Genomic DNA, 11,160 nt, shown 5'->3' with positions numbered 1-11,160 from the left:
TGGCCTCCTGTTCTTCTTTTTTCTGCGCCGCCTTTGTCGCGCAGGCTGCACAAAGTTCTTTCCCATATTTTTCTTTTGTGTACGCAGCAAGCTGCCGCGGACTTTTCCCGTGCGCTGCCCGAATTCCCCCTCCGCATTCCTCACAGAAAATCTCTTCTTTTGGCGCGTACGTCCTTACCCGGACCGCCATCGTTGTTTTTCCAAAGGCAGATACCTTTTCCCGGTACAAAATAATTTTTTTGCCCTGCCATTTTGCCACATCCTTTGTCCCTAAAGCTTCGGATACATTGGCTCCGTTGGTTGCATTCAGGATCAAAGGCTTGTATCCTCCTCTGAGATGCAGACACAGTTTCTCCTGTGTTCCTCGTTCGTTTTTGACCTCGTTCACTTCTGCGTGGTCAATTTCCACCGTCAAATCCTCGCTTTCCGGCAAGTCCCACTCACCGATATATGTTTTATCCATAAATTGACGATAATCGCCTTCAATTTTCGTTTTGCTCATTTTTCTTCTCCATTTGACAAACCGTCTTCTTTGGTTTATTCTGTAAGTGATAAGTTTCTCGTGCTCCCCGTATTGGTGTTGCCGCACCTGTGGGAGCATTTTCTTTTATCCGCAATCCGCAGATCGTACAGTAATGATGATCTGGCTCGATTTCCGTGTTTCCACAGCGCGGACACTGTAGCGGATTACCTGTAAATTTCACCTCTCGCACCTCCTTCATAAACCGCTCTTCCAATTTCCATGAAGTTCGCACCGTTGCTGTTTCCGGTTACGTTAATTCTGCGAAATCCTCCCAGTTTAAACAAAACCATTATGATTTCCAAACCCTGTTCGTTTCTCTGATACGTAATGTCTGCTATATTACTCCTTTCATCTGCGATTAACGCCAGCTTTACCCGTTTAACAAAGGCCTCTTTCTTCTGATAAATTTGTTCCATGTTTACTCCCTCCCCTAAATTTCTATTTCTGTTCTTAGCAATATGATGAGTAGTGCGATCGGCAGCACCACCTCCGCACCAACCGCCCAGTACCCGCGCTGGTAATGTGCCGCGGCCAGGACCAGGATGCCGAAGAGCAGGGATAAAATAAGTTCAGGTAATAACCGCCTCATTGCGTACCTCCTTTCGCGATTCGTTCTGCAAGCTTCTCCATATCCTCTTTATATAGTTCAACGAACGGCTTCCAGAATCGTTCCTCTGACATATCTGCTTCTCCTGTGTATCTCTCTGCCAGAAGCTCTCCGGTTTGTCGGTCGATAGATAAAACTTTCTTCAGTAACATGTGATTCACCTCCTCGCCTATGTATTGTGATATCCAACTGGCTCCTCGCCTCTGTTAATCAGCTCCGCCCTCAACGCTTCTACTGAAACGCATCCGGGTATCGGCTGACCGCAGCTTACAGCTGCCCAGATCCGATTTTTAATTTGATTCGTTGTCCAATCTTTTACTACTTCCAATTCCCATTCATGTGCCATTGTGTTAACTCCTTTCATAACGCTACCGCATAAATCGTCATATTGGTTATTGAAAACCACATGAATCCAAGGCTTAGCACGTCATAGATGTCACAGATGTGTTTTCCCCAGACCTTATATGCACTATATGCAAATCCTACTATTAGGATCAGTATTGAAATGGTTCTATGAATTACTAATACTGTCATCACTTTATTTCCCTCCTGCTCCAGCACTTTTCATTCCTTTTTTCTTAATTCTGTGCTATGATTTCATAAAATGAATTTGAAAGGACTTCACCTATGCCAGCTATTTTTGATGTACTAACAAAAGAAAATATCACCTTCCTTACAGCTCTTATCGGAGCACTTGGCGCAATCTATACCTATATTCGCCAAAGGAAACATTTGAAAATCTATATCTGTAAAATCGAAAATACTGACAACGGTTTTTTTCTTAAGTGCATATTGCGGAACCAATCTACGCTTCCACTCTCAATCACAAGCATCGCTATCTATGAAGGCGGGAATCCTCTCAAAATGACTGCTTCTAAAGATCCCTTGCCGCTTCCCCATCCAAACGGGAAAACGGAAACAGATGAAATTCCATTCGATATACCGTCTTTAAGCGCAAAGTCTATTTGGCTTGGTGTTCCCCTTCCAGATAAGTTTTCACTATCTTCCCCCACTCTTTTGAGTTTTCAATTTGAGACCACTCGTGGGCGGATAAAGATAAAAGGACTTCCACTCTCAGAGGTTCCCCATATGCGCAGTCGTACTTCATAACAGTCAGCTTTTTATTTTTTACCATTCTGGAAAATGCACCCAGCACAGTTTCTGCATTGGCAAGAGCTTCAAGAAGTGCATACCATTCCGATTTTGAAATCCACATCCTCTTTCACCTCCTTTCCAGTACTACTATCCCATCTTCCTATCCCGCTTTATTGGGTTCTGACTGTTTGCCTAAGTTATCATGTTCACTGCTCTCGCCACAATCTTTGTGATTTGCCATCGCCTCAGCATATCCAAGAAAGTACCCTTTATCTCTTTCGCTCATCTTCGGAAGCGCTTCGGCCATCGTTTCGATAATTTCTTTTTCTTTGTCACTCATGTACTCACCTCCCGTCTTTGTTATCTTTATGAACATTATAGTTCACTAAGAGGACAAAGTCAAGAAGAATATGTTTTCTATGTGGACTTTTTTATTGACTTATGATTCGTTTAATGTTATTATTTGTTCAGAAAGAGGTGAGAGCAATGACGCAAGGAGAACGCGTTAAAGAGATAAGAAAGCAGTTAAATATGACGCTTGAAAAGTTTGGAAAATCGTTAGGTGTTGGAAAAACTGCAATATCAAACATTGAAAACAATAACAGGAACTTAACAGAGCAAATGATTCTTTCTATATGCAGAGAGTTTAATGTAAATGAAGAATGGTTAAGAACAGGCGAAGGGGAGCCTTTTCGAAAGTTAAACAGAAACCAAACCATAACAGACTTTGCAGGAGATTTGATAAAGGAAGATGACTCTTTTAAAACTAGATTAATAGAATCTCTTGCTAAGCTATCAGAGGACGAATGGAAGGTGCTCGAAAAAATTGCAGTTGATTTAGCTAACAAAAAAGACCAGGGGTAACTGATTCCCCTAGCCTATCAGCTTGCGACAGAATCTATAGATGAGTTCTAAAACATCTTCATCTGTTGCTTTGTTTAGTAAGTCGATAATAGCTTTCTTGTAGTCCATGATGTAGCACCTCCCCAAAGGATGTCCGCCGAAGATAACTAAGAACATTATAGAACATATGTTCGCGTTTGACAATACTGATATTTTGTTTTTGCTGTATCTTTGATCGGATTGTATCACAAAAAATGGGGTCTGTGTTAAACCCAGGAACGGTTTCCCAATATCGGTACAAATGGATAAAAAATGCACCTTTTGCACAAGGAATTGAATCTATAAAAGATAGGTCATTTGTACTTTGACAGAAATAATGCGGTAATTTTGGTATTTAACGCTATTGCAATTAATTCTAACTGATCGAGAGTTGGTGACGTAATCTTATTTTCGATTCGGTTTAGTGTACTACTCCCAATACCGGTCAGATTAGACAATTCATGCAAGGAAATATCTTTTGACTTCCTTGCATCGTAAATCAATATTTCCATACTACCCTCCTATGAGAGTAGTATGTGCAATATTAATTCAACTATTGATTTATTGAACAAAATGGGGGATTGGGATAATTATATTTTATCTAGGAGGAAAGTTTTATGAAGTTCTGTCCCAAGTGTGGCGAAAAAGTGGAAGGCATGAAATTTTGTCCTGAATGTGGCTGCAAAATCGAAGATACTTCCAATAAAGACGAGAAAGAAGTTGTTGATTCTACCACAATAACCATTGATAATCAAAAAATTGAAACACCCCATTCTAAAAAGAAACCTAGAATCGGATGTATAATAGGGCTTATAATTATCGCACTATTTATTTTTGGCGTAGTCGTTGGGATTAATGAGATGAGTAAAAATCCTGAGAAGTATGAAACTACACAGGAAAATACTGCTGATACGGAAGGATATATGGATCTAGCAATCCAAACACTACAAACTTATAATCCAGATGCGAACATTCATATTATGGATTACAAAGAATGGGAGGTCGATGGAATTATCTATATTCAATCAACTTTCGATACGGGTTCCGACATCGACCATGAATTTTTAATCCGGTGCCCTAAAGATGGAACACAGGTATTTATTCTTCAGGTAGATGGCGACACCATCTTTTATAATCAAGATGATGAGATTGAATATATGGATAATGTGGGAAAATCTACAACGCAGAACAAAGCGGAAACAAAAGAAAGGGCTAAAACTGTCTCTTCCACAAAGGAGCAACACACGACCGCAAGCATTACCCCGCACAAACAAAACCTCATTATCGGCATGTGGGAAGGTGATTGGATCAGTGGCGGATATATCGAATTCCAATTTCTTGATAACGGAGAATTCTACTGCTCTACCTACTATGATGGTAGCTCTAATTCAACCAACGGGACTTATTGGGTAGAAGATAACAATATTAACCTGGATACCGGAGAAATTTACCCAGTGCAATCTGTCCAGAATGACCTGTTGAAATTGGAAACCTATGAAGGGGTTTATGAGCTTCATGCCGTCAGTGTTTAATTCACGCCCCCTGCAACGGGGACAAATAACTCAATATATTTAATAAGGCAGCCGACAAGGCGTGCTTATCCGCTCCGAGACTTCGGAAAGGATGATGCTTATGAGTACATATGAAGAGTTCATGGTTATACTGACCGTTGGTCTTTTAATCGTTGCAATTCTGAATCTGCACCAAAAATAAGTAAAGCCGCCTTGTTCTTGGCCGGACAGGCGGTTTTACTTTAAAACTACTGTTTGCCGGAGCGGGTAGCTCGCGCCTACTCGTCGGCTGTCTTGTTAAGTATATTATAGCAAATATCACTGAAAAGTCAATAAAGTAAAAGCCCCCGTTGCCGAAGGAAGGAGAAGTAATATGGCCTGCTTTTATTGTAAGGGCACAATCGAAAATGCTACCACTACGTATATGACTGATTATGAAAATTGCTATATTATTATTAAAAATGTGCCTTGTGAAAAGTGTTCACAATGCGGAGAGGAATATTTGAGCGGCACAACTCTGGAAAAAATCGAGCGAATTGTTGATCGGGTAAAAACCGCTTTAACCGAAATTGCTATTGTTGATTTTACCCAGGCCGCATAGTTTGTTCTAAAGCTTACTAAAACAAAAGCCCCCGTTTCCGAGGGCAGGCAAGAGGCGGAGCTAGGAGAGGCACTCAGGGATTCTGGGATTGAGATAGATGATTAGGTAAAAACAGGAGATTGGGATTAAATGGCTATATCGTATTTTGGATTATGAAATTTTATCCAGAGTGTAATATTAAAAGGAGGAAACGCGATGTCTACTGACCTTATTTTCTATTATAGAATAGACGAAAATCACCCCTCATTTCCTTTTAAGTTTGAAGACGATACTTTTTGGACAACTCAAAAGGTTATGGCGAATCTATTTGATGTTGAAAGCAACACAATAGCCTATCATCTTCAAGAAATCTTCAAAAGTGAGGAATTGCAAGAGGATTCAACTACTCGAAAATTTCGAGTAGTTCAAAATGAAAATGGTAGAAATGTTTCAAGGAATCTACAGTTTTACAATCTTGATGCAATTATTGCAGTGGGATACAGAGTTAATTCTAAAAGCGCTACAGCATTCAGAAAATGGGCTACAGCAACATTACATGACGTTATTATGACTACCCTCTCTGAAAGTAAAGCTTTCAAAAACATGTCAGAAGATGAAAAACGTCTTGCTATTCGAAATGAGCTTATAGAACATAATAAATCTCTTGCTGAAGCTGCAAAATTGGCTGGAGTAGAAAGTCCTACCGATTATGCGATTTTTCAAAATGAAGGTTATAAAGGGCTTTATGGAGGACTTGGCAATAAAGAAATTCACGCGCGAAAGGGGCTTAAAAAGAGCCATAAAATTCTTGATTTTATGGGAAGCACTGAACTTGCGGCAAACCTTTTTCGAGCCACCCAAACAGATGAAAAGCTACGCAGAGAAAACATTTCAGAAAAAATCCAAGCAAATAAAACACATTTTGAAGTCGGAAGAAAAGTCAGGCAGACAATTAGTGAACTCGGAGGCACTATGCCCGAAGATCTTCCCACACCAGAGAAAAGCATAAAGCAAATAGAACGGACTCAAAAGAAGTTAAAAAAAGAATAGTAAAACAAAAGCCCCCATCTCTGGGAGCCAATGTCTACGGCCGTACAATATGATACAACCGAATCTAGCACCTTCATTGTATCACGCGCGGCCGGGGCATGGCAATCCCTGGTTTTTTGTACCCAAAATTAAGAAAGGATGTGACAAAAAATGAAAACCGCATGGGCCTACGCCCGCTTCAGCTCGGATCATCAGCGGGAAGAATCTATTGACGCACAGCTGAGAGCCATACAGGACTACTGCCAGCGAAACGGATATGTACTGACAAATATATACCGCGACGAAGCAAAGTCTGCCACAACGGACGACAGGCCGCAATTTCAGCAAATGTTTAAAGACGTCAATTCTGCCCCGCCGGATGTGGTCATCGTCCACAAACTCGACCGTTTTTCCCGGGACAGATATGACAGCGCATTTTATAAACGGAAACTGAAAGAGCGCGGCGTGCAACTCGTTTCAGTTCTGGAAAACATCGACGGTAGCCCGGAAAGCGTTATTCTGGAATCGGTACTGGAGGGAATGAGTGAGTATTATTCAAAGAATCTTGCCCGCGAAGTAAAAAAAGGAAAAAACGAAACCGCCCATCAATGTAAACATAACGGCGGCAACCCGCCACTTGGGTATAACATCAACGAAAACGGAAATTACGTCATAAACCCCTCAGAAGCTGCAGTCGTGCGTCTAATCTTTGAGATGTATGCAGAAGACATAAGCTATACAAAAATGGCAGAGAAGCTAAATAAACAGGGACATCGGACAAAATGGGGACGCGCATTTACGCAGAATAGTTTCCATGATATTTTGAAAAATGAAAAGTACAAAGGACTTTTTTTGTACGGTAAGACTGCTGTTCCTCTTGGGACAAAACGAGTTCAAAAGGAACCTCATATTATTGTTGAGGACGGAGTTCCTGCTATCGTTGAACCGGACTTATGGGAAAGGGTGAATCAGAAAATGAAAGAAAACAGAAAACGAAACGCTGCGAAAGGTGCAAAACGAATTTATCTGCTCTCAGGGATTATTTTTTGCGGGGAGTGTGGCGCGCACATGACCGGGAATACCCGCAAAGCCGGCAGAACAAATAGTATCTATTCCGGCTATGAATGCTCTAACCGGAAAAAGTTCAAAACTTGCTCTATGAAAGGAATAAAGAAAGATGATATTGAATCGATGGTCATTGACTATCTTGAAAATGAATTTTTTAATGAAAAAAACGTCATGGAACTTGTTCAAAAATTAAAAGCACATTCAATTCAATACCGTTCTGATTCCGCGTTGGAATTACAGGCATTAAAAACAGAACTTGCGAAAGAGCAAAAAGGCCTCGATTATATTCTGAACCTCATAGAAACGGGAGAGGGAAAGCCTTGGATGATCGAAAAGGGGGATCAACATTATGAGCGGATTAATTACTGCAAAGATAAAATTGCTTATATTGAAAGCCTGTCCGAAACAACCGAATTGACCGAAAAGCAGATGTATGATTACATTATGAAAGATCGAGATGTCAAAAAGAAAAGCCCGGAAGCGCAAAAACGCATTATCCAGACCTATGTCGAAAAGGTTGTAATTTTCAACGATCGTGTTGATATTCATCTAATTGTGAATAAGAGTGGAGCGGATGAGGGGAATCGAACCCCCGTTGCCAGCTTGGGAAGATTGTAACGTTTGTGTATTTTTCAATGCTTCCGCAGGGTACTGCAACACCCCCTGCAACACATATAATTATTGGTAAAATTACATTAATTTTACTGGAAATAAAAATGCCTTGTCAATTGTCGCGCAATGATAAATAATATAGGTATCTACTTATATATAATGTAAGGGGACGGTGATTATTATGAATGAGTTAAGAATTTATGTGTATAAAAACCTAACGGTTCATCCGGCAAATTTTGCCGCTGCCGTTTTGGCTGGCGATCAATTTCCCGATCTGAATGTGCGCGTAATCAAAAACAACATATTCGTATGCCCCAAGTGTATTGAGGCTCCGGAAGTGCCCACTGCGGATTTTCTTCTAATTTATGAAGAAGAATAAAAAGAGCGGTAGTTCCGCTCTAAATCAGTTTATTCATCACTTTTTGGGTCTTACTTTTCATGATTTCAAACCGTTTGTAAGATTATACCATTCTTTAAAAAAAATTTATCTTTAGTAGATTGTATGGATGCCTATTTTTAATATTTGAGATTTCCCTACCTATACCCTTTTATTTTGTTGATATTTCACTCATAGAAAATTCTCAAAAAATATACAGCACTCTTGCTTTTAAGAATGTTGTCTTTACAATGATTTTTTTGTTATTTACAAAAAAAACTGGATATGTTATCCTTACGGTAGATAAGAAAAGTACGGAAGGGAGCATTCAAACCAAAGATAAAGCGAGACGAGAGAATGGCCGTTCTACTCGTCTCGTTTTGTTTACAAATTGATTTTTCTACAACTTCGTTTCAATTTGTACCTCCTATTTCTTGCCCTGCCGGACAAGCATCTATAAGTCTATCATATCTTTTTCATTCTGGCAAGGGCAGGCGTCTTTTCTTGCAAATTAACCGTTTTATATCTAATAGTTTGCAGAAAGGAGTCATTTCGCATTATGAAATTAACAAAATTTAGACTTAAAGTAATTTTTGGCATCACTATTACAATTTCAGTGACAATTTTCTCAGTTGTGATTGGCAACACGGTAAAAATAGACGGCGGGATTACTTTGTTTCAGTTTATAATCTCCATAGTTCATAATAATGATGATTCTAATAAACCGACCAATAGTGAACCGGACAATACTCCTGTTGCTATCAAGGGTAACTCTGCTGAAGGTTTCCTATCAAATGATAATCCTGAAGATTATTATTATTACAAGGCAAAAGAATCCGGCTTGTATTCATTTACGTTACAAGATATGGATGCAAATGCGGAAGCCACAGTACAAGTCCTGGATACGGACAAAAACAAAATTAATGATGATAGCAGTGGAACAAACTCTATTTATACAATATTAGAAGAAAATACCCGTTATCTGATCAAAGTTGACAGAATCGCTGATGACACATCTTATACTTTAAGTATCTCTCCACCATCACAAATGAAAGATATCAGCGGTGAACACAGTATCTCTGGTTCTACAAAAAACGAAGAACAAAGCATCGTCTATGCTTATCGGCCGACTGTTTCAGGAATTCATTACTTTGAGGTAGGGGATCGTACCTTAGATTATGATATTTACATAGAGATCTTTGGAAAAAATAACAGTCCAGTTGAAAATGGGAGTGGTTATAATTCACTCAATGTAGAATTACAGGCTGGGGTGTATTACCGTATCGAATTAACGGGTGGTTCTGAATTAACTGCTTATACTTTTAATATTGGTTCACCCAACCCAGTTGTAGACTTAAGTTCTATAACCTCTTATAGTGATAAAATTTCTTATATTGGACAAGAGAACTACTATACTTTTACTGCTCCGCGTTCTGGAACCTATCGGCTTGATTTGGATAATCGCACGGCTGACGAATCTCTTTATATAGAAATTTTCGGAAAGAATGATAGCCCTATTGATGATGGGAGCGGCTCAAATGGTGTTACTGTATCGTTAGATAGTGGAAGCAAATATAAAATCAAAATAACTTCTTCGTCCTCAGTCGATGAAATTCGTTATGACTTGAATATTGGAATTCCTGATTCGATAAAAACTGTAACTAGAAAGATTAGTGGCACAATCCGCTATACCGATCAAAAAAACACTTATGTATTTACTCCTTCCCAAACTGCCCGTTATTCAGTTACGGCAGAAAATCGAACGAGAGATGAATATGTATTTATAAAAATATTTACTAGCAATGAGAATATTTTAGGAAGTGGAAGCAATGTTGCTGAAACCGATGATGTTCTCAAAAAAGGGAAAGACTATTATGTAAATGTTGAATACTCTAGTGGGGATACATTCCCAATCCGTTACACCTTATTGGTGGACAAGGTTATTGATGAATAAGCATTACGCCCCGAAGCTACGGGGCGTATTTTTTCTTTTAGCTCTTAATCAATAACCGGAAAGTTTCTCTTCCTTTCGGTGTAATCAAAGTTTGCGTACCGCTCCACTGAGTCTTTTCATTGAATGTCTCCTCTGTTTTTTTCTATATATAAAAAGCCCCGGTCTCCCGGGGCGAAATGATATAGATCAACTTCGATGTAGTTATTTGACCCAAACCTTATATTTTGATTTTGCACAAATCCATCCAGACGGGATTTTGAGCCAGATATAACTGCCGTTCTTTTTGATCTTCTGTACGGTCACTTTCGTGCCTTTTTTCAGTACTGCGTTAGCCGTTCCTTTTTTCTTTGTAGCATTTTTCTTTCCGTCGGCTGTAAGGTCTTTGACTTTTTTGATTTTATATTTTATTCCGGCACCTTTCCGGACGTTTCGATTGCCCTGCAAGGTGTAGGTTTTTTCAACTTTATAATTCGGGGTTGTTACTTTTTTCTTTTTTGCGGTCTTTTGAGACGGCAAATAACACGTCCACAGGACTTTTATCAGGCCTCTCATGGTAGTCTCATAGCAGTGCCAACCATCATTTCTTCGAGAGCCCGGATCGCGCATATACAGATAATGTTTACCGTTTTTCTTTTTGTATGCGGATGCCGCTAAATAATGCCCGCCAGAAGTCCATGTGACGCCGCCTCGTGTGCCGCCGCGGAAAAGAATGATGGCATAGCGATTACCCTTTTCCATTTCTTTAAAAAATGAGGTCATGTTGTCGTGACGTGTTACTTTAAATCCGTAACGTTCCAGGCAGGCATCAATTCCGTCCCACGCCGTTCCGTTTCCGGCGATGGCATAATCATTTTTAATCATAAATGCCCGAGTGCTGTTCGGTGTACGATGTTTATGTTTTTTATTATTCACGATAATATCCG

The 11,160-nt window shown here is 39.7% G+C and carries 16 protein-coding genes; 7 read left to right on the top strand and 9 right to left on the bottom strand.

The features are described 5' to 3' along the window. The 7 genes from H9L42_RS16165 to H9L42_RS16135 all read right to left on the bottom strand — a co-directional run. Positions 1–502: hypothetical protein (locus tag H9L42_RS16165; RefSeq protein ID WP_465270676.1), on the bottom strand; the 502-nt coding region annotated here is incomplete at its 3' end. 185 nt (positions 503–687) lie between these two features. Then, on the bottom strand, positions 688–939 hold the full coding sequence (locus H9L42_RS16160) for a hypothetical protein (RefSeq protein ID WP_187304441.1): 252 nt from the start codon (positions 937–939) through the stop codon (positions 688–690). A gap of 14 nt (positions 940–953) precedes the next feature. Continuing rightward, positions 954–1,112: a hypothetical protein gene (locus tag H9L42_RS16155; protein ID WP_187304440.1), complete on the bottom strand. Its 159-nt coding sequence runs from the start codon at positions 1,110–1,112 to the stop codon at positions 954–956. Further along, positions 1,109–1,282, bottom strand: coding sequence for a hypothetical protein (locus H9L42_RS16150; RefSeq protein WP_187304439.1), 174 nt, complete (start codon positions 1,280–1,282; stop codon positions 1,109–1,111). Before H9L42_RS16150 ends, H9L42_RS16155 begins: the two co-directional genes overlap by 4 nt. Positions 1,283–1,299: 17 nt before the next feature. Further along, entirely contained in the window at positions 1,300–1,476 is a 177-nt protein-coding gene (locus H9L42_RS16145; protein WP_187304438.1) for a hypothetical protein, read from the bottom strand. 615 nt (positions 1,477–2,091) lie between these two features. After that, positions 2,092–2,346, bottom strand: a complete 255-nt coding sequence (locus H9L42_RS16140) for a hypothetical protein (protein ID WP_187304437.1) — start codon at positions 2,344–2,346, stop codon at positions 2,092–2,094. A gap of 39 nt (positions 2,347–2,385) precedes the next feature. Beyond that, on the bottom strand, positions 2,386–2,565 hold the full coding sequence (locus H9L42_RS16135; protein ID WP_187304436.1) for a hypothetical protein: 180 nt from the start codon (positions 2,563–2,565) through the stop codon (positions 2,386–2,388). Positions 2,566–2,711: 146 nt separating this feature from the next. Here H9L42_RS16135 and H9L42_RS16130 point away from each other — a divergent pair, with 146 nt between their 5' ends. Further along, positions 2,712–3,089 carry a helix-turn-helix domain-containing protein gene (locus tag H9L42_RS16130; protein ID WP_187304435.1) on the top strand — a complete coding sequence of 126 codons (378 nt, stop codon included), beginning with the start codon at positions 2,712–2,714 and terminating at the stop codon, positions 3,087–3,089. A 332-nt stretch (positions 3,090–3,421) separates the two neighbouring features. Here H9L42_RS16130 and H9L42_RS16125 read toward each other — a convergent pair whose 3' ends face one another. Further along, positions 3,422–3,619, bottom strand: a complete 198-nt coding sequence (locus H9L42_RS16125) for a helix-turn-helix domain-containing protein (protein WP_187304434.1) — start codon at positions 3,617–3,619, stop codon at positions 3,422–3,424. Positions 3,620–3,724: 105 nt separating this feature from the next. Here H9L42_RS16125 and H9L42_RS16120 point away from each other — a divergent pair, with 105 nt between their 5' ends. The 6 genes from H9L42_RS16120 (at position 3,725) to H9L42_RS16095 (ending at position 10,237) form a co-directional block, all read left to right on the top strand. Further along, entirely contained in the window at positions 3,725–4,639 is a 915-nt protein-coding gene (locus H9L42_RS16120) for a zinc ribbon domain-containing protein (protein WP_187304433.1), read from the top strand. 352 nt (positions 4,640–4,991) lie between these two features. Continuing rightward, positions 4,992–5,219 carry a type II toxin-antitoxin system MqsA family antitoxin gene (locus H9L42_RS16115; RefSeq protein ID WP_187304432.1) on the top strand — a complete coding sequence of 76 codons (228 nt, stop codon included), beginning with the start codon at positions 4,992–4,994 and terminating at the stop codon, positions 5,217–5,219. A gap of 195 nt (positions 5,220–5,414) precedes the next feature. Further along, complete coding sequence (gene rhuM / locus H9L42_RS16110) at positions 5,415–6,248, top strand: RhuM family protein (protein ID WP_187304431.1); 834 nt, start codon at positions 5,415–5,417, stop codon at positions 6,246–6,248. A gap of 150 nt (positions 6,249–6,398) precedes the next feature. After that, a complete protein-coding gene (locus tag H9L42_RS16105; protein WP_187304430.1) occupies positions 6,399–7,913 on the top strand; it encodes a recombinase family protein in 1,515 nt (504 codons plus the stop codon). A 175-nt stretch (positions 7,914–8,088) separates the two neighbouring features. After that, positions 8,089–8,286 (top strand): hypothetical protein, encoded by a 198-nt coding sequence (locus H9L42_RS16100; protein WP_187304429.1) that lies wholly within the window; start codon positions 8,089–8,091, stop codon positions 8,284–8,286. 556 nt (positions 8,287–8,842) lie between these two features. Further along, positions 8,843–10,237, top strand: a complete 1,395-nt coding sequence (locus H9L42_RS16095) for a hypothetical protein (protein WP_187304428.1) — start codon at positions 8,843–8,845, stop codon at positions 10,235–10,237. Between the two features lie 201 nt (positions 10,238–10,438). Here the strand turns inward: H9L42_RS16095 and H9L42_RS16090 are convergent. After that, positions 10,439–11,160: C39 family peptidase (locus H9L42_RS16090; RefSeq protein ID WP_207735008.1), on the bottom strand; the 722-nt coding region annotated here is incomplete at its 5' end.

The organism is Zhenpiania hominis (assembly GCF_014333425.1).
In the GTDB taxonomy this organism is placed as follows: Bacteria; Bacillota; Clostridia; order Peptostreptococcales; family Anaerovoracaceae; genus Hominibacterium; species Hominibacterium hominis.
The sequence above is the reverse complement of the archived record's forward strand: the minus strand, read 5'-3'. Positions and strand labels throughout refer to the sequence as shown.

Excerpts from the sequence above, each read along its gene's own strand:
- H9L42_RS16125 (WP_187304434.1), bottom strand. The coding sequence starts at position 3,619 with ATGGAAATATTGATTTACGATGCAAGGAAGTCAAAAGATATTTCCTTG.
- H9L42_RS16160 (WP_187304441.1), bottom strand. The coding sequence starts at position 939 with ATGGAACAAATTTATCAGAAGAAAGAGGCCTTTGTTAAACGGGTAAAG.
- H9L42_RS16130 (WP_187304435.1), top strand. The coding sequence starts at position 2,712 with ATGACGCAAGGAGAACGCGTTAAAGAGATAAGAAAGCAGTTAAATATG.
- H9L42_RS16135 (WP_187304436.1), bottom strand. The coding sequence starts at position 2,565 with ATGAGTGACAAAGAAAAAGAAATTATCGAAACGATGGCCGAAGCGCTT.
- H9L42_RS16100 (WP_187304429.1), top strand. The coding sequence starts at position 8,089 with ATGAATGAGTTAAGAATTTATGTGTATAAAAACCTAACGGTTCATCCG.
- H9L42_RS16150 (WP_187304439.1), bottom strand. The coding sequence starts at position 1,282 with ATGTTACTGAAGAAAGTTTTATCTATCGACCGACAAACCGGAGAGCTT.
- H9L42_RS16120 (WP_187304433.1), top strand. The coding sequence starts at position 3,725 with ATGAAGTTCTGTCCCAAGTGTGGCGAAAAAGTGGAAGGCATGAAATTT.
- H9L42_RS16095 (WP_187304428.1), top strand. The coding sequence starts at position 8,843 with ATGAAATTAACAAAATTTAGACTTAAAGTAATTTTTGGCATCACTATT.
- H9L42_RS16155 (WP_187304440.1), bottom strand. The coding sequence starts at position 1,112 with ATGAGGCGGTTATTACCTGAACTTATTTTATCCCTGCTCTTCGGCATC.
- H9L42_RS16105 (WP_187304430.1), top strand. The coding sequence starts at position 6,399 with ATGAAAACCGCATGGGCCTACGCCCGCTTCAGCTCGGATCATCAGCGG.
- H9L42_RS16140 (WP_187304437.1), bottom strand. The coding sequence starts at position 2,346 with ATGTGGATTTCAAAATCGGAATGGTATGCACTTCTTGAAGCTCTTGCC.
- H9L42_RS16145 (WP_187304438.1), bottom strand. The coding sequence starts at position 1,476 with ATGGCACATGAATGGGAATTGGAAGTAGTAAAAGATTGGACAACGAAT.
- H9L42_RS16115 (WP_187304432.1), top strand. The coding sequence starts at position 4,992 with ATGGCCTGCTTTTATTGTAAGGGCACAATCGAAAATGCTACCACTACG.
- rhuM (WP_187304431.1), top strand. The coding sequence starts at position 5,415 with ATGTCTACTGACCTTATTTTCTATTATAGAATAGACGAAAATCACCCC.